Origin of the sequence: Brevibacillus sp. MS2.2 (genome assembly GCF_013284345.1) — a bacterium.
Taxonomy (GTDB): domain Bacteria; phylum Bacillota; class Bacilli; order Brevibacillales; family Brevibacillaceae; genus Brevibacillus; species Brevibacillus brevis_C.
In genome coordinates this window covers 86,367-112,685 of the sequence record NZ_JABSUZ010000010.1, presented here as the reverse complement: position 1 = coordinate 112,685, position 26,319 = coordinate 86,367, and the positions used below count along the sequence as shown (strand labels likewise).

The window sequence follows — 26,319 nt, the reverse complement described above, 5'->3', positions numbered from 1 at the left end:
ACTGCTTGTCCGAGCTTCGGCAAGCAGTTTTTTTATTTATTCGGCCCAAGCGGGTCAGGGTATTTGACCGAGTCCATCTTCATTTTTCCAGAATCACTTAAGAACATGTGGACTTGAATTTGGGCCAGGGAATCAGGCGTGAGCTTATTGTGCTTGCGAATTTCGTATTTTCGCCATGCTTGGTAGTCTTTTTTAAACAAACTTTCCTCCAAGCTATACAGATCAACCCCTGCTTTGACTCCTTTTAGAAACGTCCCGCGAATTTGCTCGGCTATCTGTTCTTCGGAGTTTTTTCGTACGAAAGCAGGCGTAACAGGACTCATCATTTCGCGAACGAACCCATTAAGTCGGACATTGACCTGATAACGAGGATGCTCTCCGGTGGTAATCGGAGTGATGTCCAATTGGACGTGCTCAATGCGCATTGTTGCTTTGGGAGTGTTGTTTTGTCTCACAATGAGCCCAGCAAATTTCGTGTTACTATTCATCCACCGAATCCCCATTAAATCACGATTGGGGAAATACCCCTGCCAATTTCCACGATGAATGGCGTGGATGCCATCGATGGAGAGACGAGAAATGAAACGGTTATTTTCTTTCCAGGAACGCTCGTACAGCGTGATGTTTGGTAATAACACGGTGTTTGACGGCTCCCAAAAGTTCGAGATAAACCGATAAAATTGGATCGGCTCGATAAACGAACGCTGCTCGTAAACATCCTTTGGCTGATGCAAGAGAGAGTCCAATGGAGAAAATCCAACCAAAGAATGAGAGCTTAATACTCTGTCAATCGGCTCCCGCGTTCCGAATACCCATTTGGTGTAACGAATCAGACCGTATCGATTCATAATATCGTGGGTGGATATCACTCCCTTTTGCAAGATTCGCTCATGAAAGACGAGGGAGGATACAAAGCCTAGAAATACGGGTACCTGCGCATTTTTTTGCAGGTTATCAAAGGCAGACTGAAGTGTTTTCCCTTTTCCGATCGAAATGGTCGCAGGTGGTGCTTGAAGGGTGGTCGATGACTCCTGCTTGGCGACGGTAGACAGATCGGTGGATTGGGCGTATAAAACATATTCATTGTTGACGTAATCAATGCCAATAGCAGATAAGTAGCGAAGGTCCTGAATCGATTTCTGGTCCCAGCAGCCGCTAAGAAGAGTCGTTGCTAACAGCAGCATAGCAGAAGCAATCCGCATGCCCTTCATTTATGATCGCCACCCTTAGCCGATCTCGTTCGAAAAAAACTGGTCATGGATTTGAACAAGACTATGAGCAGTGTGGACAAGGAGTTGGATGAACCCATCAAAATATACGATCTGCCAAAGGACGTCAAGGTAGACAAATAGTATACGATGGCAATATTTCCGAGGATAAAGCCGTACATGCCGATGGTTGCGGAAAGGAAGAAAACAGCAAAACGAGCCACGGTAACGGCTCCGCTTAATGCCTGGTTGACCAGTGTGAAGGAGGCAACGACTGTAAGGGAGCCGATAAACAGCATGGAGGGCGATGTCAGTCCTGCACGAATGGAAGCATCCCCGATAATCAGTGCGCCGACTAATGCTAGTGTCTGCCCGACGTTTTTGGGCAAACGGGCACCTGCCTCGCGCAGAAATTCAAAGATAAACAAGATAATAAATAGCTCCATCGGCGCGGAAAACGGCAGTCCTTTTCGGCCTTGTGTAACGGTAGCGAGCAATTGAAAAGGATATTGCTCTACATTATAGGCCGACAGGGCAATCCAAAAGCCAGGCAGAAAGATCGCGATCCAAAATCCACCCAGGCGCAGCATGCGTTCCAGCCATACATAAGTAACAGGATACTGATCATCTTCGGGAGATTTGATTAGTTCGAGCAAGGTAACAGGTGCCACGATTGCCAAGGGTGAGCCGTCTATCAACACGATCACTTTACCTTGCAAGAGCATGTAAATCGCAAAGTCAGGACGTCCCGTATAATCAACTAACGGAAACAGCGAACGAGTATTGTCACTGAGTAATTTTTCCAGGATAGCGCTATTCAAGATTTTTTTTGACCTACAATTGAGGAGCCTCTCGCGCATCATCTCCACGAGATCCGAAGATACCCCATCTGTGATATACATCATCGCAACTCTTGTACGCGAGCGCGTTCCGAGAATAAAAGGCTCGTAGGCCAGGGTAATTGTTCGCAGACGCTTGCGGATGAGAGCCACGTTTGTGGAGAGATCCTCGACGAAGCCGTCGCGGGGACCTTTGATCGATATCTCTGTATTGGCTTCCTCAGGGCCACGCTCCGGCCGATTGGAGATGTCCCAAGCGAATGGAGGGGAGTCTCCAATGAAAATCAGCAAATCTCCTGCAAACAGTCGCTCCACCCACAACTCTGGGTTCGTGAAGAGTGGGAAAAGAGGCAGGGAGCGCAAATCACCAATAGCCAGGAATCGCTCCAATTGCGGCAGCGCCGTATCTTGTAATTGACGAATGTCTGCAAGTCCTTCGCAATAAAGCATCAATACAGGCTGGTCCTCAGATGTGACCGTGCGCAAAAAAACGACGTCCGCACAATGCGCGAGTTTTTCCCGCAGTTCCTCTTCAAGGGTCATAAGGGGCCTCCTCCTGTCTGGATGGTTTGCGCAGGGATAGCAGGATGAGCGCGAGTGAGACAACAATCATGGTGACGAAGTAAAGTGGGTAGTATACACGCGATAAGAAGGCTACGAATTGCATGTCGCTGTAAGGGAGGCCGGTGAAGGCGATCATGCTTCCGCCGAAAAACAGCATCATGAATTTGCGTTGCTTTCGAGTTCGTATCGTGATCAAATCTCCTAAAAGAATCAGGCAAAGCGTTATTCGAATAAAAGCACCAGAAAGCCACTGAAAAATCGAGAAAAACTCCATGTTCTCGATGTCTTTTCCGATTGTGAGTAGCCGCCATTGTTCAAATGCAGGAAAACGTTGACGAGCGGACTCCACAGGTCCAAATTCTGCAATTGCTCCTGTCAGTGGGCTGAGTGTCAACAGCAGTGTGATACCGAGCATGACAAAAAAGTGTACGAGTCGAAACGGCTTTCGTACGTGATGCTGGAGCAAAAGGAGCAGAAACAGCTCGGTGAAACCGCCGCCAACGTAAAGCATCCCATGTAGCAGCGGACGAAAACCGTTTTGGAAAAGCGGGAGCAAAAAACTATAATCCTTTTTGGGAATATTGCCAAAAGCGACGAAAAATCCGAGCAACACGACTACGGGGAGCAAGACGCCTGCTGTGATTCCAACGGAGGTCATACCTCCAATAGAAGCGAGTACACATAGCCCGACCAAGGCTAAAGCGGTCACCCACTCGGGTGTACGAGGCAAGTAGTTTACGGTTGTCCAAGTTTGCGTATCGATCAGATTCGTCAGCGCCATGAGGTACAGGCAGATCATGATTGGAACGAGCAAGAGATTGCTGACGATTTTTCCTGACCGTTGTGAAATCCATTCATACAAAGATTGTTGATCCAAACTTCGATTAACCACAAACAGCAAATACGCCCAGAAGGAAAAAGGGATACCAGCAAGTAACACGCTCAACCAAGCATCTCTTCCGGCTTTACTCAATAAGAGGGGGATGACGGTTACGTGGTTCGTAATGCCGATCGTCAGCATCATCACCATAATGGCTTGACCAATCCCGATTTTTCCGTCCACTTTCATGAAAGACTTATCCCCCTGTGCGTGGTGGTGCTGTTAGGATTTGCCTGCTTGCTTGGAAATATGTATCACGTATAAAGGTTACATCCGTCCGAAAAAGTATGGTATTCTACTATGAGGTAAAAAGGTAGAAACGGAGTAAGGAGTGCAGCCGATGTATCAGCTCATAAGAAAATATCTGTTCCAGCAAGATGCGGAAGAGATTCATGAAAAGACAATTGGTGCCTTAAGGCTGGTGGAGGATTCTGCTCCAGGCAAAAGCATCCTGAAGATGATCTATCAGGTAAAAGACCAGCGATTGGAGAATAAGCTGTGGGGAATGACGTTTCCGAATCCAGTCGGACTTGCAGCCGGTTTTGATAAAAATGCAGAAGTCTATCATGCGTTAGGTGCTCTTGGTTTTGGGTTTGTGGAAATCGGGACGTTGACGCCGCAGGGGCAGCCAGGCAATCCGAAGCCGCGTTTGTTCCGCTTGCCGGAACATCAAGCTGTCATTAACCGGATGGGCTTCAACAATCACGGTGCGTATTTGGCTTCCCAGCATTTGGTCGATTACGCATACTCAGATGTTCCGATTGGGATTAACATCGGAAAAAACAAAGTAACGCCGAATGAAGAGGCGGCCATCGACTATAGCAAATGTATGGACATGCTCTATGCATACGGTCACTACTTCGTCATTAACATCAGCTCTCCGAATACCCCGAATCTGCGTGACTTGCAGGAAACAGAGAGCTTGCGTCATTTGGTGCGTGCAGTAAGGGAAAAGGCATCTGAAATGGAAGCACGTTCCATCAAGAAAAAACCGATATTGCTGAAAGTAGCACCAGACATGTCGGATGAGCACATGCGCGATGTTGTTCACGCTGCTGTGGAAGAAGGCATTTCCGGAATTATCGCAACCAATACGACCTTGTCACGTGAGGCAGTTTCCGGACATCGATTTGCCGAGGAAGCGGGCGGCTTGAGCGGAAGACCTCTTACGGAGCGTTCCACTGCTTGGGTGAAGGAGATTTATCAAGAAGTAGGAGACAAGGTACCAATCATCGGTGTCGGGGGCATTTATAACGGCGAAGATGCCTACGCGAAAATCCGAGCAGGAGCCAGTCTCATTCAGGTGTATACAGGGATGATTTATCAGGGCCCAGGTATTGCTAAGCAAATCAACAAAAAGCTGCTCAAGCTCATGCAGCGGGATGGTTTTAAACATATTAGTGAAGTAATTGGTGTAGACGCAAAAGAATAGAGAGAACAAGTACGCATAGGTCGATGGCTCCGTTTGTAGTGGGTCATCGACTTATGCGTTTTCACTTATATTCTTCCGATTTATGTAGTGATCCGGTATAATGATGTGGGACAAACATGAATTATCTGTCAATTGTATATTGTCGGCGTTAGGTGCCTTTATGTGAAGCATAAAGGGTAACAGGGAATCGGGTGAAAGTCCCGAGCGGTCCCGCCACTGTAACCAGGGAGCTCTCTTTGAGAAGGAAACCACTCATTTTCGTATGGGGAAGGACAAAGAGCGCATGGATCTGGAAGCCAGGAGACCTACCTATAAGCCACACCCACAGAACCTTCGCGGAAAGGAGCGGTGAATACGGGCAATGAGGCTGTATAGTCAGTCTGTTGTTTTGTGTGCACAATCTCGTCCAGTGATGGATGGGATTTTTTTGTTTGTAGGAATAGAACGAAAGTCAGTGAAGGGGGAAGGAACATGAATCGATCTCGTCTGGTATCTACTGGTCTGATGATCGCGGGGTTTGTCCTGTATTTTTTGCTCAATGAACCAGAGACAGGACATGCGATGCACATCATGGAAGGGTATTTGCCATTATCCTGGGCCTTATTTTGGTGGGCTGTCTTCTTGCCGTTTTTTATACTTGGGATTCGCTCGATTAACAAGATTGTAAAAGAACATCCTGAAATGAAGCTCCTTATTGGCGTTGCTGGAGCGTTTGCGTTTGTTTTATCTGCACTGAAAATCCCTTCGGTTACAGGCAGCAGCTCTCACCCGACTGGAACAGGCCTTGGCGCCATTATGTTTGGACCTTTTGCGATGTCTGTGTTAGGGAGTATGGTGCTCTTGTTTCAAGCCTTGCTTTTGGCACATGGAGGCTTGACTACGCTAGGAGCAAATGCTGTATCCATGGCGGTAGTAGGACCACTGGTGGCATACGGAATCTATCGAATGATCATGAAAGTGGGCGGAAGCCAGCGTCTGGCTGTTTTTGCGGCGGCTGCTTTGGCTGACCTCGCTACGTATGTGGTGACTTCCATTCAACTGGCGCTCGCATTCCCGGCTGAATCTGGTGGAGTGTTGGCCTCGTTTGCCAAATTTGCAGGAATTTTTGCATTCACGCAAGTGCCGCTCGCAATCAGTGAAGGGCTGTTGACCGTTCTTGTTTGGAACTGGTTGTTATCTTACAACGCAAAAGAGCTTACACAGCTTCGTTTGCTCAAACGGGAGGAATCGCTGTGAAAAAAGGATGGAACTGGCTATTGCTCTTGGGGGTAATCGTACTGGCGATTGTCCCGTTGTTGCTGGTGCAGGATTCGGAATTTGGCGGCGCAGACGGCGTGGCGGAGGAAGCGATCAAGGAAATTGCCCCGAACTACGAACCGTGGTTCCAGCCGCTGATAGAACCGCCAGGAGGAGAGACGGAGAGTCTATTGTTTGCGGTGCAGGCGGCGTTGGGAGCGGGAGTGGTTGGCTACGCAGTGGGTTTGTACAAAGGTCGGTTGGATAAGCGGAAAAAATGAACGGGCTCCAACTTGATTCTCTTTCTTATCAAAACAGGCTGAAACGTCTGCCTCCAGCACATAAGCTATTGCTGGCGAGTGCATTGTTACTGCTCGTCCTGGTGGGACATGTATGGATGCAGATGGCGGTCGTTGTCTGGATGACGGTATGGGTAGTAGTGTATGCCCGTATTCCTGTCCGTATCTACTGTGCCTTTATGATCGTGTCGCTCTCGTTTTTCATGGCGGGGCTCCCTGCCCTATTGGTAGAAGGAGCGAGGGCAGGAGAAGTACAGGTCCAGGTCGCGGCAGTATGGGAACTGGGTTCGTATGTTCTCTATGTGCCGATGTCTTCCTTCAGTAAAGTTTGGATCTTATTTTGGCGTACCATGGCGAGCTTATCTTGCTTTGCCTTCATTTTGTTTACCGTGCCGTTTGCCGAAATCTTGCAGGTGCTTCGCTGGCTCCGTATGCCTGTCATTGTGACTGACTTATTAATGATCATGTATCGGTTTATTTTTGTGTTGGTAACGATTTCTCACCAGCTCTGGATTGCCCAACGTTCTCGTGGAGGTCATCGCGGCTTCCGCGCGACGCTTCGAGATGCAGGAGTTCTCGTTGCGCAATTGTTTGTCAGAGCGATGCGCAAATATGAAGCCTTGCACAAAGGGATGGCGGCTAGAGGCTTCGGGGAGAGCATGCAGGTGCTCGCGTTTCATACTCACGCTCGCTCGCGACGCTATGAATGGGAGTCAATCGCAGGTTGTATGCTGCTGGTACTGCTTGAGTGGTGGACAGGAGGTTGGCGGTTATGACATCACGGTTGTTAGAGTTCATCGATTTGCAGTACACGTATCCGGGAGGGCGGGGACCCGTCCTGTCTGGGTTGTCCTTATGGATTCCAGAGGGGAAAAAATGTGTCCTTTTGGGACGAAATGGCTGTGGGAAGTCGACCTTGTTCTTGCATGGAAACGGGATCATCGAGCCACAGCAGGGACAGGTGCTGTGGAAGGGGAAACCGCTGGTCTACAAGCGAGCCGCCCTGCAAGAAATGACGCAAAAGGTAGGTTTGGTCTTTCAAGATCCCGAGCATCAGCTGATCGCAAGCACGGTCGCGGAAGATATATCCTACGGTTTATGTAATCAAAAGCTGCCTGTGGACGTAATCCGGGCAAAGGTAGAAAAGGTGCTGGATGCATTCGGGTTGAGAGAGCTGGCAGAAGCTCCGATTCATCATTTGAGCCTGGGACAAAAACGGCGTCTCGCACTCGCAGGGGTCATGGTCATGGAGCCCGAGCTATTGCTGTTGGACGAGCCTACTGCGTATCTGGATCGCTATCAGACGAAAAATTTACTGCGGGAGCTCGATGCCATTCACCGGCAAGGAACGACTGTTTTGATGGCGACACATGATATGGATATTGCCTTTGAATGGGCAGAGTGGATTTGCATCATGGATGAAGGCAGGCTTGTGTTTGCGGGAGATCCGCAGGAGGCATTGGAAAATAGAACTATGCTGGAGAGTCTTCATCTGGGTATGCCGTTGCTCGTTGATGTGTGGGAGGCACTCCCTGAGCAGTGGAAGCGGGAACTTGGCGGAAATATTCCACGTTCGGTCGACGAGCTGCGAAAAATGCTCAGTGTTCAGCGAGTGTGGTGAATGGAGTGGCCGCTTTCGGGTAAGCTAACCAGAAAAAGCCATGGAGGTACGCAGTATGGAACAAGAAGATTCTGTCGGGAGTTCATCTGTCCCGAATCATCAGGAAAAAGGAATTTCCCGCCGCGTGAAGGATGAACTGTTGTATCAAGTTTTGGAGAAAGATATGACTACCGTCGAGCAGGAAAAAAAGCTAAAAGATGATTATTTAAAAGGAAAGGCGTAAAATTGCGCCAAAAAGCCCTTCTCGCCACATAAAGGCGTGAAGGGCTTTTTCATGGGATGATCCCCGTACCCACCCTCGTCTGTCAGACAAAATCAACACACGGTAGTTACAATACCTTGTACGCATTACTCATGTCACATTACTGGGCGTTTTATGTAAGAGAGGGATTTGAACCCTCAGGGTTGCCCCTCGACCCGACCAATGAGTTTTCAACATTAACCCTGTTGAATGGGGACGTGTTCGCCTTTTGCAGACAGACTACCGACTTCCATGTCTCTTACGTCAGGTTTCTTGCAGCTCCGTTAACCAGTTGAATTGTTGAATGCTTGCATCCAGTTCCCGGTACTGCTTGGACAGCTCGTCGACTTGCTTTTGCAACTGGGCAATATTAACAGTCGAGCAAATCTTGACCTCCGAACGGCTGTAGCGATCATGCTTGACTGTAGCTGCTTTGATCAGGTCGGCCAGCTCATTGCGTTTTGAACCGAGAACATCACGTTTGGTTAACGCATCGGAGAGCGTCATTGTCTCGTTAAAGCGGCAAGACGCATTGGTTCGATTGATTTGCTGAACAATACGTTCGAGCTGGTCAAACAACTGATACAGCTCAGATAAGAGATCGTTAGGATTTTCAGGAGGAAGCTCGCCTTCCTGAACCTTTGCGCTGTTATGCAAACGGTGCCCCAACTGTTCAATCCGTTTTTGATAATCGGCACGAATGATTAACGCTTCCGCGAGTTTCACAACCGTAACCCCCTATACCAATCTGATTGTTTATACGTTTGTTTGTTTGATTGGTTGTGGTGAAAAAAATAAAATATGGTAAAATTTGATTTTTGCTGAAAAGGTAAGAAGATTTGTGCGAATTTTGTAGGGATATGTCCATTCATCACGAATAACGTAAAGAAGGCACTTACTTACAATGGGAGAAGTGATGAGGTTGTGATTTCAACTTTGAATAAGACGCTATGCGTTCAGCAACTCGTAGAAAAATTAAGAGACAAGCAGCTTCTTCATGTACCAATCGCTGATCTTCGAGAATCCAATAAAGCGTTGTATGAATACGTCAATCAGCTCAATGACTCGATTGCGATCATTCCGACCACGATTAATTCTGTCATTACAGGGGTCATCCGCTTCCAGGAAGGGTACTTTATTACCTTGGGCATGCTCATTTGGAAAGATGCCAACAAAAAAGGGGCGTTCAAAGAAGGGACATTTCTTTTGTACAAGCATGACGCTCATGATTCGATTGAGGATTGCGTCCATATTACCAATTCCATCGAAAATCACAATTTGATGGAAAGTTTGTTCTTTGCGTGCTGCGAGAGCAAGGATGGCGATTCCGTGCTTTCCTATTCGCATATCGAGCATGCGATTACATACGGAGAGCTGTATCGTGACATGAAGTCCAAAATCAAAAAAGGGTTTGCGTAATTACTGCAAAACGAAGTGGAAAAGCTTTACATTCCGTATTTTGAGTGATATACTGCTTTAAATTTTAAAAATTTCCAATTGAAGAGGAGTTTACCTATTCATGATGACCAAGAAGTAACGTCTTGCCATTCACCAGTTGGCCCGACCCCCTCCATGTAAATGGTTTTGTTACCCACAAATAAAATCCACTTACAACAAAATGGAGGAATATCACGATGAGTAAACCAGAAATGAATGTTGCCCTAGTAGTTGGTCCGGATACGGACCTGGATAGCCAAGCAATCCGGAATACACTTGAGTATTTTGGAGCCCGAGTCTTTACGTACTGGATTGGTCGACCAAGCGATTTAATTGATGTCTTGAATGGCACCGACCTTTACCCAAATACCGACATGATTGTTCTGAATTTCCATGGCGATGAGGGAAGCCTCATCATGCCAGAGCTGGGCGAGGACGTTTACGAGGAAGGAGAACCAAAGGGTGATTTTGGTCCTGACGAGGTTAGACGTTTTGCCAAGCTGGATGGAAAAATCGTGTTAGGTAACGGTTGCTCGCTTGGTGATCCCGAATTAGCGAAGGCCTTTCTGGACAGTGGATGCCACACGTATATCGGGCCAGATGATTACCCGGATGGAAATTCTGCGCTGATGTTCGCACTGCGCTTTTTCTACGAGGTAATTCAAAACAAGAAAAGCGTGGAAGAAGCTTTTCGAATCGCAAAAGCAACGGATGAAGAAACCGAGATGTATCAGCTCTATGTAAAAGAGTAATTGCAACGAAAAGAGAGCCTTGTATGAGGCTCTTTTTGCATTCTTCTGCCCGAAAAGTCTTAGGTTATCATTCATCTTTGTCTACCCCAGCTACATCAGCACCTGAAGCGACTACTCCTGCGGCAACAGAGAAAGCGACGATCACGAAGAGTGAATTTGAACAGATTGAAAATGGGATGGCTTTGAGGAAGTAAAAAAAATAGTGGGCGGGGAAGGCGAACTGCTCGCTGAGGTTGATAAAGCTGGAGAGGAAGGACACACGATCGTCTACATGTATGAGGGAGAAGGGACGATTGGAGCAAATGCAAAACTTTCTTTCCGAGGCCGGAATTCTGCAAGTAAAATCGCAAATCGGACTGCAATAGGATGAAAAAGGGCGCAGGCAAATGCTTGCGTCCTTTTTGCTTAGTAGGTCATGGTACAGGCAAAACTTCCGCGAAACGCATACAGTACTGTGTCTAAGGAAAGGAGGAGGCAGAATGGGTTTCTTTAATGGCTTTGATGACTTTGCTCTGATCCTGGTTCTGTTTGTTTTGCTTGTCATTGTCGGATGTGATTGTGATTAGGAAACGGGTTTAGCAAAAGAGTAATGCAAAGGGACATACAATCCCTTTGCATTATTCATTTATGAATGGAGGGGAGGGTGAAAAGTGGCTAGAAAAATTCATGGTTTTACCCCTGAGTTTTCTGACTGGCTCAAGTCGAATAAGGTCTCGGTCAGAAAGCTGCAAAAAAATCCTGAATCCCTTGGTCAGTATTATCAAGAGTGGGCAAAAACAAGCCGTAGGACGAGAAAAGAGCCTCGAGCGCCAAGGGTTTCCAATTTAAACCTTGATATGGATACACTTTTAAATGGTGTTCGCATAGCAAACGAGGTGTTCAGAACGTTCCAAGGAACAAATGGGATAGGAAGCATGTTTAGAAGGTTCATGTAGTCGATCACGAATCTTGTCGGGAGCTATTCCAGCAATCCCAGCTCTTCGTATACCTTCTTGGACACGACACCGTTTGGTATTAATTTTCGATCATATTGAAATTTCTTTAGAGCTGCAGTAGTCGAGGATCGAAACTTGCCATCGCATACCCCATGATAATAACCAGCGCTCTTCAATCGAGATTGGATGAGCTGTACATCTCCACCAACATCGCCTTCGGCTAAATCTCTAGGATCGTGGCTCGGGTCCCCCAATACATGACCATAAATCGTTACTTTTGTTCCGAGTGGAATCATCTTGAACAGTTCGATGACATCGTTGTTTCGCATGCGGATACAACCATGGCTCAAATGCTGTCCGATGGAGTGTGGCTTGTTTGTGCCGTGGATGCCATAAATTCCCCAAGGGACGTTTAAACCTAACCATCGTGGACCGAATGAGGGTCCCCAATCTTTTCCTTTGGATATGATTTTGTATTCTCCAACTGGTGTAGGTGTAGAAGGATTACCAACTGCGACCGGATACGTTTTTATTGTTTTTCCATGCTTTTTGACGATTAACTTGTGTTTTCTGGGATAAACCTCAATCGTAATAATCCCTTGGTCGCTTATGATTGGTAACGAATGCTCAGCGTAAACGATTTTTTGACCGATTTTGATTTCTACTGGAAAGCTTACGGTTAGGAGAAGGATTGCCGCAAAACAAATGAGCAAGCGAGATATCGTTCGATTCACCATTGTAAATGTTCATCCGATCATCTGTTTTTTCGCAGTACAACTTTAATTTGTGAATGGAAACAGCATTTTATTCGGGAGCATGTGAAAGCCCTCCTCATCAGAGAAGGGCTGTTTCTTTGCTTATAGGTCGTAATACAACTCGTATTCTTTCGGATTCACAGTCCGCTCAACTTGCTCGATCTCACCGCGTTTTTGTGCAATCCAGCCTTCAATTACTTCTTTTGTGAAGACATCCCCTTCGAGCAAGAAGTCATGGTCTTGTTCAAGTGCGACAAGTGCTTCTGCGAGAGAGGCGGGAGCGCTCTTGATTTCATGTTTTTCAGCATCGGACAAGTCGTAGATGTTTTTATCCATTGGGCCGAAGCCAAGTTCACGCGGGTCGAGCTTGCGCTTGATGCCATCGAGGCCAGCCATCAGCATGGCAGCAAAAGCCAAGTACGGGTTAGCAGTAGAGTCCGGCGTGCGGAACTCAATGCGGGACGCTTTTGGGGTAACGGCAGCAATCGGAATCCGAACGGCAGCAGAGCGATTTCCTTTGGAGAAGACCAAATTCACGGGTGCTTCGTAGCCGGGAACCAGACGCTTGAACGAGTTGGTGCTTGGGTTCGTCAAGGCGATCAGTGCAGGGGCGTGTTGCAAAATACCGCCAATGTAGTGCAGGGCAGTCTGACTTAGATTTGCGTAACCACCTTGCTCATAGAACAACGGGGTATCGCCGTTAAACAAGCTTTGGTGAACGTGCATGCCAGATCCGTTGTCTCCAACGATTGGTTTTGGCATGAAGGTAGCAGTTTTGCCGTGTTTGGCAGCTACATTACGCACAATGTATTTGAACAGCAATAAATTGTCTGCTGTACGAGTCAGTGTATCGAAGCGGAAATTAATCTCACCTTGACCGGCTGTCGCCACCTCATGGTGATGACGCTCTACATGCATGCCGCACTTCGTCATCAACGTGCACATTTCATTGCGGATATCCATTTGGGAGTCGGTTGGTTGAACAGGGAAGTATCCGCCCTTGTTGCGTACTTTGTAGCCGAGGTTTTGTCCTTCTTTTCCTGTGTTCCAGAAAGCTTCTTCTGAATCGATGTGGAAGAAGGAGCCAGACGGACCGGAGGCATAGCGCACGCTGTCAAAGAGGAAGAACTCGGATTCTGGACCAAAGTAAGCAGCGGTAGCGAGGCCGGATTGTTGCAAATAGGCTTCGGCCTTGAGGGCAATGCCGCGAGGATCGCGTGTGTAGACGGTGTTGTCTGGATTGACGATGTTGCAGATGATATTCATGGTTTTGGCTTCTACGAATGGATCGATGAAGGCGGTTGCTGGATCGGGCATAGCTACCATGTCGCTTTCTTCAATGGACTTGTAGCCAGTTAGACTGGAGCCGTCAAATGCAACGCCATTCCGGAATGTTCCTTCATCTACCGCGTAGGCAGGAACTGTGACATGGTGTTGGCGCCCGAGCAGGTCAACGATGCGAAAATCGACATATTCCACTTTTTCTGCGTCAATTGTGGACAAGACTGTTTTCATATCCAACATGATTCACTCCATTCACGAATTAAAGTTATGAATTCATTATCAATGTTCGGTTTTTCCTTGATTTCTATATTCCGAATTATATCGACAATTCTCATTGTTCGTCAAGAGGTTTTCTTACGTTGAATGTGAGGATTTCTAACATTATATTGTGGGGTTTAGAAAATGGTTACTTTTTAATAAAATGAAGACAAACCATGACTTATAAACGCGGAGGCGGTATAGATGAAGGTTCTCGTACTGGGAGCGGGGGGCATTGGCGGTTATTTTGGTGGCAGGCTGGTTGAATCTGGGGTAGATGTAACGTTTCTTGTGCGCGCACGTAGATACAAACAGTTGCAGGAGCGAGGCTTGCGCATACAGAGCATTCATGGGGATTTGCTTTTGGAACAGCCACAACTGATTCAAGCAGGGGAGGAAGCAGGACCTTTTGATGTTGTGCTTTTGTCCAACAAAGCTTACACACTGGAAGATAGCGTCGATGCCATCGTTCCGTACGTAGGCGAGGACACGGTCGTCATTCCGCTGTTGAACGGAATTGCACATATGGAACTACTGTGGGATCGGTTTGGTCGGGAGCGCGTGCTCGGAGGTCTTTGTTTCATTGAGACGACGCTGAATGCTGACGGAGATGTCGTGCAGACAAGTCCGATCCATGATACGGTTTTCGGTGAGTGGGATGGCGGAAAAAGTGAGCGAGTAGAGCGAATCGAGCAAGCCTTTTCCAAGATAAAGGGAACAATGCGTGCAAGCGCAAATATTCAACGGGAAGCCTGGCACAAATACTTGTTTATTGCGACGTTTTCCGGTATTACCACACTGATGAATTCCGCGGTTGGACCTATTCGGGAATCGGCTTGGGGTGTAGAGCTGACACGTCAGCTCGCAGACGAAATCGCATCTGTCATGAACGCTTTGGAGGCACCGATCAAGCCAGATATCGTCGACAAGCAGATGGAGACTTTCCAGAATCAGCGTCCACAAACGAAATCTTCGATGCTGCGTGATATGGAAAAAGGCCTTCCAGTGGAAGCGGATCATCTTCAAGGCTATCTTTTGGAGAGAGCGGAACAAAAAGGCTTGTCTACTCCCCTTTTAAAAGTTGTCTACAATAATCTGAAGGTTTACGAACAGAAGCGTGCAGGAGACAAATAAGGTATAATACGGGGTGAAATGTCTTTCGCTCACGCATTATAAAAAGTAGGAGGGGTAAAGATGGAAGTCATCAAGATTTCCCCCCGTGGATATTGTTACGGTGTAGTGGATGCCATGGTGCTGGCACTGCGAACAGCGCAAAACTTTGACTTGCCCCGCCCAATTCATATCTTGGGCATGATCGTACACAATGCTCACGTCGTCGAGGCGTTTGAAAAACAAGGGATAAAAACATTGGATGGAGAGGATCGACTGGCTCTTTTGGATCAGGTCCACGAAGGAACGGTAATCTTCACTGCCCATGGGGTGTCTCCTGAGGTGCGCAAAAAAGCGCGCGATAAAGGCTTGACCGTCGTCGACGCGACTTGCCCGGATGTAACGAAGACACATGATTTGATCCGTGAAAAAGTCGCAGAAGGCTACCATGTGCTCTACATCGGCAAAAAAGGACATCCAGAGCCAGAGGGTGCGATGGGGATTGCGCCGGATCACGTGCATCTGGTTCAAAAGCTGGAGGAGCTGGAAGCGCTCGATCTGCCGACAGACAAGCTGATCGTAACGAACCAGACGACCATGAGCCAATGGGATGTCAAACATCTGATGGACGCCATTCTTCAGCGTTTTCCAGGCGTGGAAGTGCATAATGAAATTTGTCTCGCTACACAGGTTCGTCAGGAAGCTGTAGCGGAGCAAGTTGGAGAGGCAGATTTGTGCCTCGTCGTAGGCGATCCGCGTAGCAACAACTCCAATCGTTTGGCACAGGTCTCAGAAGAAATCGCGAATGTACCATCGTATCGAATCGCTGATTTGTCTGAGCTGGACATTGAATGGCTGCGAGGAAAGAAAAATGTGGCGGTTACTTCTGGTGCTTCGACGCCGACACCATTGACGAAGGAAGTCATCTCTTTCCTGGAGCAGTTCGATGAGTTCAACCCGGCTACATGGGAGAAAAAACGCACCGTCAACATGGCGAAAATATTGCCAACGGTAAAATAAATAAGGAAGGCATGCCCTGCGTTATGTTTTCTTACACGGTTAATGAACCTCAAAATAGGAGAGTAATATGCCAGAATCACTTTCCGGTTTAGGGCTGGGGGGCGCAAAAGGCAGATACGTAAGTCTTTGCGCCCTTTATCTTTTTATTTACTACGGGTTTGGTGCTTTTGCCCCGCTCATTACGCAATATTACGAATCCATTCATTTAACGGGGACTCAAATCGGTCTCATCAGTGCAGTCGCGCCGATTGTTTCCATTGTGGCGCAGCCGATGTGGGGTATGATTTGTGATCGTTATCAAATTCGCAAAACTGTGCTGATTCTGACATTGATCATCACCGGCTTAGTCGGACTTCTCTTTACGGGTGTCTCCACCTTTGTTTACGTATTTTTGCTCTACATACTGCTTTCATTTTTTCAAAGTGCCGTCGTTCCCATCTCCGATAGCTTGGCTCTTGGTTATGCCAAGGGGCATGGCATGCAGTTCGGCGATATTCGCTTGTGGGGAGCGATCGGCTTTGCACTAGCTGCATTCATCACAGGTCTTCTCGTTGAGCAGTGGGGGCCACATGTACTTTTTTACTCGTTTTGCTTGGCGTTTCTGATTGCCATTCTGTTTCTTCAGAAGGTTCCGGAAGAGGTGACAGAGGCTTCGCGGTTTCGTGTCAGTATGCTTGCAGGGATCAGGGATTTGGCGCGGATTCCGCGATTTGCGCTGTTTTTGATTTCATCGTTCTGCATGATGGGCTCTGTAAACGCCAATAATATTTGGTTTTCCCTGTTTTATCAGAATATCGGAGGGACCGTTGCCGGAATTGGCCTTGCCTTCTTGTTGTTTGCAGGCAGCGAGGCTCCTTTTATGAAGCTAGCGGGTTATATTGTCCGCAGGTGGGGACTGGAGCTGACGTTGTTGTTGTCGGCGATTTTTTGCGCGATGCGCTGGTTCTGGTATAGCTCTGCTCCGAGTACCACTGCGGTAATTGCAATGTTCTTTGTGCAGGGGGTCTCAGTAGGCTTTTATTTGGCAACAGCAGCTCAATTTGTGCGCGAAAATACGCCCGCATCCCTTCAGGTGACGGCGTTGGCCATCTTCTTTTCAGTGGGAGGCGGGCTTGGTGCAATGTTTTGCAATTTGGTAGCAGGGTGGATCAAAGATTCGTTTTCGGTGCTAGCCATTTATTTGTTTTTTGGAATCATCACCACAATCGGGATCATTCCTCTGCTCATGATAAAATTCGGACGGTGGAAGCAAATCTCACCAGACGAAGAAGTACAGACTAGTCAATGACGAGCATGCCTTGGAAGCCTGTTTCCGGATAGCCAGGTGCGTCTGATACGAAATGATACCGACCGCGTTTGGCTGCTGAAAACTGTAAAAATGTCGATTGGGTCGGCTTCAACTCTGTGGATGTAAGGTTTAGATCACGAATGGATAGATTGTGAGGGCGCGTATCGGTGTTGACGATCATCAACGAGACGCGCTCTCCTTCGTGTGCAGTCAATTGATTGGGCAAAAAGCCAGCGCTAGAAATCGTAACGGTATGTGTCCGCGTCGCAACAGCGTACGAAGCGGGCAGACGATGGTGATGATGTGTCCAAAGTAGCGTTAATGTCACAGCCAGAGCGATGATTGGATAACGAAGCTGCCGATACCAGTGACGAGACATTGTGCTTTCAACTCCTTTGAGGACCATAGCATGGGAAGTTACTATTATCCTGTCCCCGGAGTGAGGGGGATAAACACTTTTTCCCTATTCGATTGAAGAAGGGGTGGAAAAACGTATCTCCCCCTGTATTCAACAGCCTTTTGTATTTTGTATTTTTTGTAACCTTTTGCTATCTCTTACGATTAATTAACATGGAAAAAAATACGGGAGGATGTAAATGGTGAAAAAGCTGAATAAAGTGATTTTTTCGGTAACAACTGCAACTCTACTTGCTACTACGCCAATCCATCTGACGAATAATGGTCAAGTGCTGGCGGAGGAGAGCAAGGCAAAGGAGCTTGCACCTGAATGGAAAGTGAAGGTAGAGCTTGCAATCCAAAAGGTAAAGGAAAGGCTGCCATATTTAGCCGATTTCTCTTACAGTACGCTTAAGATTTTAGAAAAAGATGATGGAACGAATGATATAACCATCATCTTGCAAACGTCCAAGGAGAAGAAGAAGCCGTCTTTTGAATTCGGTTTGGATAAACAAGGGAATCCCGATTGGTTTAGCTACGACGAGGAATTTCCCGAAGAAGGAAGGCCGAAGATTGAGCATGACAAGGTAGTCAGCAAAGCAACAGATTTTATGAAACAATGGTATGGTCCAGATATGGGCGGCTTTGCCTATAACCCTAACTATTCAAGGGACAACGAGGCCCATTTTACAAAATTGGTAAACGGACTTCCGTATCTGAATATCAATGTTCGTCTAACCGTAAACAGCAAAGGAGAAATTATTTCGAAAGGATCAGGTTTACATAAATATAATCTTGGAGACGATGCACCCGCCTTGGAAAATATGAAGTTTGCTGATCCAAAGGAAGCCATATCCAAGGATCAGGCTGAAAAAGCCTTCGCCAAACACCTGAAGCTCTTTTATTTGAAACAGCCAGTAGAGAGAAGGGACGAGAAAACGAAGAAATACTTGTATGGCTCTCCTACCTTACGATACAAATCGGAATTCTCGGAATTTATCGATGCCAAAACAGGCGAGGAAGTTCCTCCTTATGTCGGTTCGGCGAACGGTTCGGGGAGTGCATATAATCCCATTGTCAGAGTGAATCCTGTCGGTAAGGAAGTAACCGTAAAGACGACAGAGGAAGCAGCAGTTATGTTCGCTGCTTTTGGGATCGAGAGCAAAGCTGAAAAAATAAAAGAAGGCATTTCTGAAGATACAAAAGGTAAGAAATATACACATGAAATCAATAAAGACTTTGATGCTGAAATTGAAACGGAGGAAGAAACAGGACGATTCATGAGCTACCGTGTGGTTGACAAGAGAAAGAAAGAAATAAAATTCCCTAAAGAAGATCCAAACGGAAAGAAATGGCTAACGCCAGAAGAATCGATGAAACTAGCTATTGCTGCGCTGGAAAAGTACGGACCAAAGCATTTAAAAGAAGTGATGCCGATTGGGAAAGCAGAGTTTCAACAGAGAGGCGCTGTGCAGGGCTTCAGGTTTGTAAATGTGCACGAAGGGATTCCCGTTCTGGATGATGAGATTTTTATCAGAATAGACCGTATCACGGGAGAGGTGATAGGTCTGCATATGGAGGATGTATCTTGGGAACCACTCATTCTGCCTGACCCCAAAAAGGCTGTATCACATGAGCAGGCGCTAAAGGAATACTTGAAAGTGCGTCCACTGGAGCTGCAATATTTCACATCAGATGTCGATATTGAGTCGGATAACCGAAACTATCAACCCATTCTGGTGTACAGAACAGCTATATCTCTAGACCACCGAGAAATTGATGCCCTAACCGGTAAATTTACTACTACAGCTGAATTTCATTACAGTCCGTACTAAGATCGCAAGCAGAAGGTCAAGTCCTTTTTCTCAGAAAACTGGCTGATGAAGCTGGCGACCAAGGAAGGGAGTCCGGAAAACGTCCTGACCAAGAGGGAAAACGTTCGTGAGCTGAAGCCCTGTCATGCAAAATAAAAAAGACTGTTGATGATTGATTCAACAGCCTTTTTTATTTTGTATTTTTTGTAACCTTTTGCTATTTCTTACGATTAATTAATGTTGAAAAAATACGGGAGGATGTAAATGATGAAAAAGCTGAATAAAGTGATTTTTTTGGTAACAACTGCAACTCTACTTTCTACTACGCCAATCCATCTGACGAATAATGGTCAAGTGCTGGCCGAGGCGAGCAAGGCAAAGGAGCTTACACCTGAATGGAAAGGGAAGGTAGAGCTTGCAATCCAAAAGGTAAAGGAAAGGCTTCCATATTTAGCCGATTTTTCTTACAGTACGCTTGAGATTAAAGAAAAAAATGATGGAACGAATCGTATAACCATCATCTTGCAAACGTCCAAGGAGAAGAAGACGCCGTCTTTTGAATTCGGTTTGGATAAACAAGGGAATCCCGATTGGTTTAGCTACGACGAGGAATTTCCCGAAGAAGGAAGGCCGAAGATTGAGCATGACAAGGTAGTCAGCAAAACAACAGATTTTATGAAGCAATGGTACGGAGCAGATATGGGTGGCTTCAAATATAACCCTAATTATTCGGATCAAAATGAAGCTTTGTTTACGAAACAGGTAAACGGTCTTCCATATTTGAATGTGAATGTTAATCTAACCGTAAACAGCAAGGGGGAAGTCATATCAAAAGGGTCAGGCTTATATGATCTCGGGGGCGATGATGCACCAGCCCTCGAAGATTTGAAGTTTGCTGATCCTAAGGAAGCCATATCCAAGGATCAGGCTGAAAAAGCCTTCGCCAAACACCTGAAGCTCTTTTATTTGAAACAGCCAGTAGAGGGATGGAACGAGAAAACGAAGGAATACTTGTATGGCTCTCCTACCTTACGCTACAAATCGGAATTCTCGGAATTTATCGATGCCAGAACAGGCATGGAAGTTCCTGATGATGAAGGTTCGGGGAGTGCTTATGAAGGTTCGGGGAGTGTATATAACCCCATTGTCAGAGTGAATCCTATCGGTAAGGAAGTAACCGTAAAGACGACAGAGGAAGCAGCAGCTTTGTTCGCTGCTTTTGGGATCGAGAGCAAAGCTGAAAAAATAAAAGAAGGCCTTTCTGAAGATACGAAAGGTAAGGAATATACACATGAAATCAATAAAGACTTTGAGGCTATCATTATAACGGAGAAAGAAACAGGACGATTTATGAGCTACGGTAAGGTTGACAAGAAAAAGAAAGAAAGAGAATACCCTGAAGAAGATCCAAATGGAAAGAAATGGATAACGCCAGAAGAATCGATGAAACTAGCTATTGCTGCGCTGGAAAAGTACGGACCAAAGCATTTAAAAGAAGTGATGCCGATTGGGACAGCAGAGTTTCGACAGAGAGGCGCTGAGCAGGGCTTTAGGTTTGTAAATGTGCACGAAGGGATTCCCGTTCTGGATGATGAGATTTATATCAGAATAGACCGTATCACGGGAGAGGTGATAAGTCTGCGTATGGAGGATGTATCTTGGGAACCACTCATTCTGCCTGACCCCAAAAAGGCTGTATCACATGAGCAGGCGCTAAAGGAATACTTGAAAGTGCGTCCACTGGAGCTGCAATATCTCACACCGGATACCGATATTTTGTCGGATAACCCAAGTTATCAACCCATTTTGGTGTACAGAACAGCCATATCTCAAGACCATCGAGAAATTGATGCCCTAACCGGCAAATTTACTACTACAGGTGAATTTCATTAAGTCCGAACTAAGACAGGAGGCTAACCCGTGCAGGAGGATATCGAGCAGCGGATCAGCGCGATCTATCATGCTCACTATCAGGACGTTTACTACTTTCTGCTCCATTTTACGGGCAACCAGAATGATGCCGAGGATTTGACGCAGGAGGTTTTTACGAGAGTGTTAAAAGGGCTCGCCGGATTTGATGGCAGAGTCACTCTGAAAACATGGCTCTTCTCCATTGCCAAGCATGCGGCGATCGACCAGCATCGCAAGCAGAAGGTCAAGTCCTTTTTCTCAGAAAACTGGCTGATGAAGCTGGCGACCAAGGAAGGGAGTCCGGAAAACGTCCTGACCAAGAGGGAAAACGTTCGTGAGCTGAAGCAAGCGATCCAAAAGCTAGCGCCCCATTATCGTCTGGTTCTAATTTTGCGCTGCATCGAGGAGTACAGCGTCAAGGAGACGGCAGAAATCCTGGGTGTATCGGAATCCAAGGTGAAAGTAAACACCCATCGGGCATTAAAGCTGGTCAAAGAAATGATGGATGATACGGAGGAAGGGGGCTTCCTAAATGAGTGGGCTAGAGGATGAGAAGCTGACGGTCCAACTGCGAGGGTTAAGAAGGCAAGAACCACCCCCTCGTCAGGAATTTGTCACCTATTTGGATCAGACGCTGCTTAAACAGGCAAGGCAGATGAAGCAAAGGAAAAAAGTGGGACGTATCTTGTCGATGACAGGAGGTTTAGCAGCAACTATCGTACTGGCTCTCTTGGTAGCTGTGCCTGACGGAAAAGAAGCACCAGATGGGATCAGCAGTGTACGTACGGAGCAGCGTGCAGAGAATGCGCCTTCACTGGCAAAAGAGAAGGACATACCGGAGCAAAGGAATATTCCTCCTGTTGCCGAGCAGCGGAAAATAAGCCAGGTGAAAGAACAGCCCAAACAGAAAGAACAGAGTGTCATTACGCAATCACAATCGCTCCCAAAAAGCCAAGCACTTCCAAAAACGGCAACGACGGCAAGCAATACGCCAACGCTGTCTGTCGAGCAATATATGAAGCAGAAATTAGGCGATAAGAGTAAGCAATATCAACTCGCTTCTAACCATCTGGAAAAAGATACGGCTGTTTTTCAACGCGTCATTAACGGTATACCGTTCGCCGACAGTGTCGTGAAGGTTCCCTTGGAGTCAGATGGATCACCAGCGGGTATGGTCATTGAGGAGAATCTCGATGCAGAAGTGGATCTCTCGCTATTTCCCAATCCGGAAAAAGCAATTTCCAAAGAGGACGCAGTGCAAAGGCTGACAGCCAGTTTGAAGCAAGAAGAAGTAGCGACTTTTGCAGGCTATATCAACGCATTGAACGGGGAAGTCCTCGATCGTCGCTTTCAGAGCGTGGGAGCAACTGGTAGCTATAGCCTCATCCCGATTCAGGCACAAGGTAAGCTGCTCATGGCCAACTCAGATGAGGAGATAGCCTCTCTGATCCAAAAAGAGTTCGGTGTACGTATCGAAGAGGTTAACCGTCCATTATCAACAGAAGAACACGAATCGTACATGGAATATACGTGGAAAATGACAGATGCTACTTATCTCACTGTGAGGTTTGCCAAGAAATCTGGTCAATTGCTGGCGTATCGGATGAAAACAAATACGGAGTCACATACTTCCCCTGAGCTGTCCCAAGCAGAAGCAGCCCAAATCGGTGCCAAAAAACTGGCGTACTATTTGCCAAGACAAATCACACAGCTTGCAATGGAGGGCGCGGCGGTGGAAGACTCAGCAATCAGGCTAGACTTCATTGCCATTACACAAGGAGCAAGAGCGGAGAGTCACAAGTATAAGGTTTGGGTGGATAGCACCAGCAGACAGGTAGTAGGCATGGAAGGGAATTTTTCAGAGATAGGCGAGTCATCTACAGAACCTAACAAGGAGAATAGTCCCTCACTGGAACTGCTTTATGTTTGGCCGGAATTAAACGGAAAACGGACGCCAGCACCCTATCTGGTGTACCAGGTGAAACAATAAAACGACCGGGCTGCCTATTTGTTCAAGACCATCTCAACTTTTTGAGTGGTCTTGTTTTTTTGTGTGTAGAAGCAATTTGATACATATTACTTTGTTATACATAGTAATGTGTGTTATGTTATAGCTGCGAGGTGAACGAGATGAGTGACAGCAGTATTAGCAGTGACATCATTCGCGGTCATATCGATACGATTATTCTCCGTGTCCTGTGTGACAGCGATAACTATGGATATGAAATCATTAAAGCCATTTTCAAAAATAGCGGCGGACGTTACGAACTGAAAGAGCCTTCCTTGTATACCAGTCTGAAAAGATTAGAGTCACAAAAGCTGATCGCTTCGTACTGGGGAGATGAGAGCAAGGGGGGCAGACGCAAATATTATCAGGTGACAGAAGCAGGGAGAGAGGCGTACGAAAAAGCGCTAGCATCCTGGAGAGTCGCCAAAGAATTGATTGACCAGCTCATCGAAAGGCGGGAGGAAGTGTGATGGAGAGTTTGAAGCACTATGTCGATCAATTGTTTCAAAAATATAGAGGAAGTAAACAAATCGAGGAGCTCAAATGGGAAGTTTTGAGCAATTTGGAGGCAAAGGTGGCCGACCTGGTTGGAGATGGGCTATCACTGGATGAAGCCGTGAAAAAAGCAAAGGCCAATCTCCCTTCGATTGACTCGATTGTCGGAGAACACCGAAAAGTCTACATACGTCCACTCCTCCAAGAATTGTTGCAGCTCGGATTGCTGTACGGACTTATGGCCTGGATTGTGACAATGCCTTTGCGAATATGGGGTATGGGTATCTTTTTGAATTATAGTCTGTTTGCTATTAGCATCCTTATCGGAATCGTCTATTTGATCTTGTTAGGGATCAACCGACCGGGTTCCTCACATCATTTGACCAGCATGAATGTGCGGTCTGCTTTTATGCTGCGAAAAACAGGCTGGATGCTGTGGGCGCTTTATATTGTCGGGACACTCGTTTTTACGACTGCGCTTCACTTTGGCAGCAATCTATGGTTTTCAAGGCCAGTGAATCTTTCTGGACCGTATCAATTCGCAAACGTTGCGGTATCATATACGCTGCCTTTTCTCTCAATCCTCATACCATTATGGCTCCACGCCATTCCGCGGTTTATTTTGAAATACGATGCAGAGGAAGGTGACGTCATTGCGAAATAAAATCATACTTGCTTTGGTTCTCGTCGGGGTTGTCCTGTTCATGGTCATTCAGATCGTGATTCTTCCGGAGAACGAAGCGCAATCCGAGCAATATCAATTGGCTCAGCAAAGCCCGCTGACTCACGATTTGGAATCCATTTTGCCATACAAAAACAAGTATATGGGCGCTACTTCGAATCTGGTCATGTTCAATCATCTGCCGTTGGATCAGCTCAAGCGAACCTTTCAGCTACGTCCGGAGAAGTTTACGATTGAGATCCATTACGAGGATAAGACGACCGACGTCGAGGCGAAATTATTTAAACAAGCGATGCTATATAACTCCGTGGCAGCCTTTGCGCTGGTAGACAATTTGCAAACAATCGAATATCGTTTTTCGGATACTACGATTGTTGCCACACGTGTAGTTATTCAAGGTCTCTTCGGTGAGGATTTGGGAGCGCTGTTGACAAAAGAAAAGTGGCGGACAGGAGTGCAGGACAAGTTGCGGGATGACCAATTTGTTGAAGAGGGTATGAAAAAGCTAATTAAAAAGTAAGCGATGATAACAGAGAGTGTGAAAAGCCAGGTATTTACCCAACTCGGTTGTCAGTCATCGGAAGCCAAACTCACGCGTTCAAAAGCCTTCCCATCACCAAAAATCATTTTGGTTTGATCCATGGAGATCTGATCACCACAATTTTTTACGAAAAGAGGTCGAGTTGACCCTTCTCGATTTTGGAGACAGCGAATACCATTGGTAATCCCTCGCAAGTATTTGGACGATATGCGATTATCTTTACAGAATGGAGAGTCTTACTTAGGCTTTCAATTAAGATCATAGAAAAAAGGGGCGAGCCTGTTACTCGTCCCTTTTGCTTTTAGATAAATACATGTAGCAACAAATACGTAGCAGCAGCGAGCAAGGCAGAAATCGGCAGCGTAATAAACCAGGTGATCACGATTCGTTTGGCGACGCCCCAATTGACGCTCTTCAGCCGTTTGGCAGCACCTACCCCCATAATCCCGGAAGAGATGACATGGGTAGAGCTTACAGGCAATCCTAACTGCGTAAAGGTAAAAATGATCGAGGACGAGGTGAGGTCGGCCGTGGCTCCATTAATTGGTTCAATCTTGGTGATTTTGCCCCCGACCGTCTTGATGATTTTCCAGCCTCCGACAGAGGTTCCCAAGCCCATCGCGAGCGCACAAATAAACTGCACCCAGAAAGGAATCGTACTCGTATCTGCATGCAGGTCAGCGGCTACAAGAGCGAACACGATAATGCCCATCGCTTTTTGTGCGTCATTCGTTCCATGTGTAAAGGATTGCAGGGCCGCCGTGAAAATCTGAAAGAGGCGGAATCCCCGATTGACCTTGGTAGGGGGAATCATGATCCGACTGAAAATGAAATAAACCAGATTCATCATGAGGTAAGCGGCAACCAGGGCGATAACCGGTGACACAATAAGCGCCTGGAAGATTTTCAAAAAACCAGCCCAGTTGATTTGCGTGCTCCCGGCGGAAGCGAGGACTGCACCTACGAGTGAGCCGATGAGGGCGTGAGACGAACTGCTCGGGATACCGTACCACCACGTAATCAAATTCCAAAGGATCGCAGACAAGAGAGCAGCCATGACCACAAGCACTCCGAATTCCAGCTTGGCGGGATCGGCGATATCTCCACCAATTGTTTTGGCGACCCCGGTAAATGTTAGGGCACCGATAAAATTCATGATAGCCGCCAGGCCAATGGCAATCTTTGGCGGGAGAGCTTTGGTGGATACGGTGGTTGCGATAGCATTGGCTGTATCATGAAATCCGTTGATAAAGTCAAAGGAAACAGCCAGGATAATTACTGCAATAACAAGAGGAAGGCTCGTATACATGAAA

General features: G+C 46.7%; 29 protein-coding genes and 1 riboswitch. Of the genes, 21 read left to right on the top strand and 8 right to left on the bottom strand.

Annotation, left to right across the window (positions count from 1 at the left end; genetic code table 11):
- Window positions 1-32: 32 nt before the first annotated feature.
- The 3 genes from HP568_RS11895 to HP568_RS11885 are packed head-to-tail and all read right to left on the bottom strand — an operon-like array spanning window position 33 to window position 3,680.
- Entirely contained in the window at window positions 33-1,211 is a 1,179-nt protein-coding gene (locus tag HP568_RS11895) for a Ger(x)C family spore germination protein (RefSeq protein WP_173629173.1), read from the bottom strand.
- Window positions 1,208-2,590: a spore germination protein gene (locus HP568_RS11890; protein ID WP_048034658.1), complete on the bottom strand. Its 1,383-nt coding sequence runs from the start codon at window positions 2,588-2,590 to the stop codon at window positions 1,208-1,210. Before HP568_RS11890 ends, HP568_RS11895 begins: the two co-directional genes overlap by 4 nt.
- Complete coding sequence (locus HP568_RS11885; protein WP_173629172.1) at window positions 2,580-3,680, bottom strand: GerAB/ArcD/ProY family transporter; 1,101 nt, start codon at window positions 3,678-3,680, stop codon at window positions 2,580-2,582. Before HP568_RS11885 ends, HP568_RS11890 begins: the two co-directional genes overlap by 11 nt.
- A gap of 151 nt (window positions 3,681-3,831) precedes the next feature.
- Here HP568_RS11885 and HP568_RS11880 point away from each other — a divergent pair, with 151 nt between their 5' ends.
- From HP568_RS11880 to HP568_RS11855, 6 genes are all read left to right on the top strand, one after another.
- Window positions 3,832-4,923, top strand: coding sequence for a quinone-dependent dihydroorotate dehydrogenase (locus HP568_RS11880; protein WP_048034656.1), 1,092 nt, complete (start codon window positions 3,832-3,834; stop codon window positions 4,921-4,923).
- 133 nt (window positions 4,924-5,056) lie between these two features.
- Window positions 5,057-5,250, top strand: a riboswitch (cobalamin riboswitch).
- Window positions 5,251-5,394: 144 nt separating this feature from the next.
- Window positions 5,395-6,159 carry an energy-coupling factor ABC transporter permease gene (locus HP568_RS11875; RefSeq protein ID WP_048034655.1) on the top strand — a complete coding sequence of 255 codons (765 nt, stop codon included), beginning with the start codon at window positions 5,395-5,397 and terminating at the stop codon, window positions 6,157-6,159.
- Complete coding sequence (locus HP568_RS11870) at window positions 6,156-6,440, top strand: energy-coupling factor ABC transporter substrate-binding protein (protein ID WP_007718520.1); 285 nt, start codon at window positions 6,156-6,158, stop codon at window positions 6,438-6,440. The genes HP568_RS11875 and HP568_RS11870 overlap by 4 nt, the downstream gene beginning before the upstream one ends.
- The gene (gene cbiQ / locus HP568_RS11865) at window positions 6,437-7,234 is read left to right on the top strand and encodes a cobalt ECF transporter T component CbiQ (RefSeq protein WP_173629171.1); all 798 of its coding nucleotides are present in this window, start codon (window positions 6,437-6,439) and stop codon (window positions 7,232-7,234) included. The genes HP568_RS11870 and cbiQ overlap by 4 nt, the downstream gene beginning before the upstream one ends.
- Complete coding sequence (locus HP568_RS11860; RefSeq protein WP_048034653.1) at window positions 7,231-8,079, top strand: energy-coupling factor ABC transporter ATP-binding protein; 849 nt, start codon at window positions 7,231-7,233, stop codon at window positions 8,077-8,079. The genes cbiQ and HP568_RS11860 overlap by 4 nt, the downstream gene beginning before the upstream one ends.
- Before the next feature lie 55 nt (window positions 8,080-8,134).
- Window positions 8,135-8,302: a hypothetical protein gene (locus HP568_RS11855; protein WP_173629170.1), complete on the top strand. Its 168-nt coding sequence runs from the start codon at window positions 8,135-8,137 to the stop codon at window positions 8,300-8,302.
- Between the two features lie 282 nt (window positions 8,303-8,584).
- On the opposite strand, the gene HP568_RS11850 is transcribed toward HP568_RS11855, so the two are convergent.
- A complete protein-coding gene (locus HP568_RS11850) occupies window positions 8,585-9,046 on the bottom strand; it encodes a DIP1984 family protein (RefSeq protein WP_048034652.1) in 462 nt (153 codons plus the stop codon).
- 198 nt (window positions 9,047-9,244) lie between these two features.
- Between HP568_RS11850 and HP568_RS11845 the strand changes: the two genes are divergently transcribed.
- The 5 genes from HP568_RS11845 (at window position 9,245) to HP568_RS11825 (ending at window position 11,444) form a co-directional block, all read left to right on the top strand.
- Complete coding sequence (locus HP568_RS11845) at window positions 9,245-9,739, top strand: hypothetical protein (RefSeq protein WP_048034651.1); 495 nt, start codon at window positions 9,245-9,247, stop codon at window positions 9,737-9,739.
- A 215-nt stretch (window positions 9,740-9,954) separates the two neighbouring features.
- Window positions 9,955-10,509 carry a hypothetical protein gene (locus HP568_RS11840; RefSeq protein ID WP_048034650.1) on the top strand — a complete coding sequence of 185 codons (555 nt, stop codon included), beginning with the start codon at window positions 9,955-9,957 and terminating at the stop codon, window positions 10,507-10,509.
- A 23-nt stretch (window positions 10,510-10,532) separates the two neighbouring features.
- Window positions 10,533-10,703 (top strand): hypothetical protein, encoded by a 171-nt coding sequence (locus HP568_RS29740; RefSeq protein WP_254551162.1) that lies wholly within the window; start codon window positions 10,533-10,535, stop codon window positions 10,701-10,703.
- 192 nt (window positions 10,704-10,895) lie between these two features.
- Window positions 10,896-11,075, top strand: coding sequence for a sporulation protein YjcZ (yjcZ, locus tag HP568_RS30280; RefSeq protein ID WP_082195998.1), 180 nt, complete (start codon window positions 10,896-10,898; stop codon window positions 11,073-11,075).
- 84 nt (window positions 11,076-11,159) lie between these two features.
- Window positions 11,160-11,444 carry a hypothetical protein gene (locus tag HP568_RS11825; protein ID WP_048034649.1) on the top strand — a complete coding sequence of 95 codons (285 nt, stop codon included), beginning with the start codon at window positions 11,160-11,162 and terminating at the stop codon, window positions 11,442-11,444.
- 23 nt (window positions 11,445-11,467) lie between these two features.
- Here HP568_RS11825 and HP568_RS11820 read toward each other — a convergent pair whose 3' ends face one another.
- The gene (locus HP568_RS11820) at window positions 11,468-12,181 is read right to left on the bottom strand and encodes a L,D-transpeptidase family protein (RefSeq protein ID WP_173629169.1); all 714 of its coding nucleotides are present in this window, start codon (window positions 12,179-12,181) and stop codon (window positions 11,468-11,470) included.
- A gap of 120 nt (window positions 12,182-12,301) precedes the next feature.
- On the bottom strand, window positions 12,302-13,720 hold the full coding sequence (glnA, locus tag HP568_RS11815) for a type I glutamate--ammonia ligase (protein ID WP_173629211.1): 1,419 nt from the start codon (window positions 13,718-13,720) through the stop codon (window positions 12,302-12,304).
- A 225-nt stretch (window positions 13,721-13,945) separates the two neighbouring features.
- Between glnA and HP568_RS11810 the strand changes: the two genes are divergently transcribed.
- The 3 genes from HP568_RS11810 to HP568_RS11800 all read left to right on the top strand — a co-directional run bounded on the left by HP568_RS11810 (window position 13,946) and on the right by HP568_RS11800 (window position 17,159).
- Entirely contained in the window at window positions 13,946-14,875 is a 930-nt protein-coding gene (locus tag HP568_RS11810) for a ketopantoate reductase family protein (RefSeq protein ID WP_048034647.1), read from the top strand.
- Between the two features lie 60 nt (window positions 14,876-14,935).
- Window positions 14,936-15,871, top strand: a complete 936-nt coding sequence (locus tag HP568_RS11805; protein ID WP_173629168.1) for a 4-hydroxy-3-methylbut-2-enyl diphosphate reductase — start codon at window positions 14,936-14,938, stop codon at window positions 15,869-15,871.
- Between the two features lie 67 nt (window positions 15,872-15,938).
- A complete protein-coding gene (locus HP568_RS11800) occupies window positions 15,939-17,159 on the top strand; it encodes an MFS transporter (protein WP_048034645.1) in 1,221 nt (406 codons plus the stop codon).
- Here the strand turns inward: HP568_RS11800 and HP568_RS11795 are convergent.
- Window positions 17,149-17,538 carry a cupredoxin domain-containing protein gene (locus HP568_RS11795; protein ID WP_048034644.1) on the bottom strand — a complete coding sequence of 130 codons (390 nt, stop codon included), beginning with the start codon at window positions 17,536-17,538 and terminating at the stop codon, window positions 17,149-17,151. The two genes, HP568_RS11800 and HP568_RS11795, sit on opposite strands and share 11 nt — an antisense overlap.
- A gap of 217 nt (window positions 17,539-17,755) precedes the next feature.
- Between HP568_RS11795 and HP568_RS11790 the strand changes: the two genes are divergently transcribed.
- From HP568_RS11790 to HP568_RS11755, 7 genes are all read left to right on the top strand, one after another.
- Window positions 17,756-19,390, top strand: coding sequence for a YcdB/YcdC domain-containing protein (locus HP568_RS11790; protein WP_173629167.1), 1,635 nt, complete (start codon window positions 17,756-17,758; stop codon window positions 19,388-19,390).
- Window positions 19,391-19,636: 246 nt separating this feature from the next.
- A complete protein-coding gene (locus HP568_RS11780) occupies window positions 19,637-21,262 on the top strand; it encodes a YcdB/YcdC domain-containing protein (protein ID WP_254551160.1) in 1,626 nt (541 codons plus the stop codon).
- Between the two features lie 27 nt (window positions 21,263-21,289).
- A complete protein-coding gene (locus HP568_RS11775) occupies window positions 21,290-21,832 on the top strand; it encodes an RNA polymerase sigma factor (protein ID WP_015893149.1) in 543 nt (180 codons plus the stop codon).
- On the top strand, window positions 21,813-23,270 hold the full coding sequence (locus HP568_RS11770; protein WP_173629165.1) for a hypothetical protein: 1,458 nt from the start codon (window positions 21,813-21,815) through the stop codon (window positions 23,268-23,270). Before HP568_RS11775 ends, HP568_RS11770 begins: the two co-directional genes overlap by 20 nt.
- 140 nt (window positions 23,271-23,410) lie before the next feature.
- The gene (locus HP568_RS11765; protein WP_173629164.1) at window positions 23,411-23,758 is read left to right on the top strand and encodes a PadR family transcriptional regulator; all 348 of its coding nucleotides are present in this window, start codon (window positions 23,411-23,413) and stop codon (window positions 23,756-23,758) included.
- Window positions 23,758-24,447, top strand: coding sequence for a permease prefix domain 1-containing protein (locus tag HP568_RS11760; protein ID WP_173629163.1), 690 nt, complete (start codon window positions 23,758-23,760; stop codon window positions 24,445-24,447). Before HP568_RS11765 ends, HP568_RS11760 begins: the two co-directional genes overlap by 1 nt.
- Window positions 24,428-24,985 (top strand): DUF4825 domain-containing protein, encoded by a 558-nt coding sequence (locus HP568_RS11755; RefSeq protein WP_173629162.1) that lies wholly within the window; start codon window positions 24,428-24,430, stop codon window positions 24,983-24,985. The genes HP568_RS11760 and HP568_RS11755 overlap by 20 nt, the downstream gene beginning before the upstream one ends.
- A gap of 322 nt (window positions 24,986-25,307) precedes the next feature.
- On the opposite strand, the gene HP568_RS11750 is transcribed toward HP568_RS11755, so the two are convergent.
- Entirely contained in the window at window positions 25,308-26,315 is a 1,008-nt protein-coding gene (locus tag HP568_RS11750; RefSeq protein WP_048034637.1) for an inorganic phosphate transporter, read from the bottom strand.
- Window positions 26,316-26,319 lie beyond the last annotated feature (4 nt).

Excerpts from the sequence above, each read along its gene's own strand:
- HP568_RS11880 (WP_048034656.1), top strand. The coding sequence starts at position 3,832 with ATGTATCAGCTCATAAGAAAATATCTGTTCCAGCAAGATGCGGAAGAG.
- HP568_RS11795 (WP_048034644.1), bottom strand. The coding sequence starts at position 17,538 with ATGTCTCGTCACTGGTATCGGCAGCTTCGTTATCCAATCATCGCTCTG.
- HP568_RS11890 (WP_048034658.1), bottom strand. The coding sequence starts at position 2,590 with ATGACCCTTGAAGAGGAACTGCGGGAAAAACTCGCGCATTGTGCGGAC.
- HP568_RS29740 (WP_254551162.1), top strand. The coding sequence starts at position 10,533 with ATGAGGCTCTTTTTGCATTCTTCTGCCCGAAAAGTCTTAGGTTATCAT.
- HP568_RS11765 (WP_173629164.1), top strand. The coding sequence starts at position 23,411 with ATGAGTGACAGCAGTATTAGCAGTGACATCATTCGCGGTCATATCGAT.
- HP568_RS11750 (WP_048034637.1), bottom strand. The coding sequence starts at position 26,315 with ATGTATACGAGCCTTCCTCTTGTTATTGCAGTAATTATCCTGGCTGTT.
- HP568_RS11885 (WP_173629172.1), bottom strand. The coding sequence starts at position 3,680 with ATGAAAGTGGACGGAAAAATCGGGATTGGTCAAGCCATTATGGTGATG.
- HP568_RS11760 (WP_173629163.1), top strand. The coding sequence starts at position 23,758 with ATGGAGAGTTTGAAGCACTATGTCGATCAATTGTTTCAAAAATATAGA.
- yjcZ (WP_082195998.1), top strand. The coding sequence starts at position 10,896 with ATGCTTGCGTCCTTTTTGCTTAGTAGGTCATGGTACAGGCAAAACTTC.
- HP568_RS11770 (WP_173629165.1), top strand. The coding sequence starts at position 21,813 with ATGAGTGGGCTAGAGGATGAGAAGCTGACGGTCCAACTGCGAGGGTTA.
- HP568_RS11790 (WP_173629167.1), top strand. The coding sequence starts at position 17,756 with ATGGTGAAAAAGCTGAATAAAGTGATTTTTTCGGTAACAACTGCAACT.
- HP568_RS11805 (WP_173629168.1), top strand. The coding sequence starts at position 14,936 with ATGGAAGTCATCAAGATTTCCCCCCGTGGATATTGTTACGGTGTAGTG.
- cbiQ (WP_173629171.1), top strand. The coding sequence starts at position 6,437 with ATGAACGGGCTCCAACTTGATTCTCTTTCTTATCAAAACAGGCTGAAA.
- HP568_RS11800 (WP_048034645.1), top strand. The coding sequence starts at position 15,939 with ATGCCAGAATCACTTTCCGGTTTAGGGCTGGGGGGCGCAAAAGGCAGA.
- HP568_RS11860 (WP_048034653.1), top strand. The coding sequence starts at position 7,231 with ATGACATCACGGTTGTTAGAGTTCATCGATTTGCAGTACACGTATCCG.
- HP568_RS11875 (WP_048034655.1), top strand. The coding sequence starts at position 5,395 with ATGAATCGATCTCGTCTGGTATCTACTGGTCTGATGATCGCGGGGTTT.
- HP568_RS11820 (WP_173629169.1), bottom strand. The coding sequence starts at position 12,181 with ATGGTGAATCGAACGATATCTCGCTTGCTCATTTGTTTTGCGGCAATC.
- HP568_RS11810 (WP_048034647.1), top strand. The coding sequence starts at position 13,946 with ATGAAGGTTCTCGTACTGGGAGCGGGGGGCATTGGCGGTTATTTTGGT.
- HP568_RS11855 (WP_173629170.1), top strand. The coding sequence starts at position 8,135 with ATGGAACAAGAAGATTCTGTCGGGAGTTCATCTGTCCCGAATCATCAG.
- HP568_RS11895 (WP_173629173.1), bottom strand. The coding sequence starts at position 1,211 with ATGAAGGGCATGCGGATTGCTTCTGCTATGCTGCTGTTAGCAACGACT.
- HP568_RS11840 (WP_048034650.1), top strand. The coding sequence starts at position 9,955 with ATGAGTAAACCAGAAATGAATGTTGCCCTAGTAGTTGGTCCGGATACG.
- HP568_RS11780 (WP_254551160.1), top strand. The coding sequence starts at position 19,637 with ATGAAAAAGCTGAATAAAGTGATTTTTTTGGTAACAACTGCAACTCTA.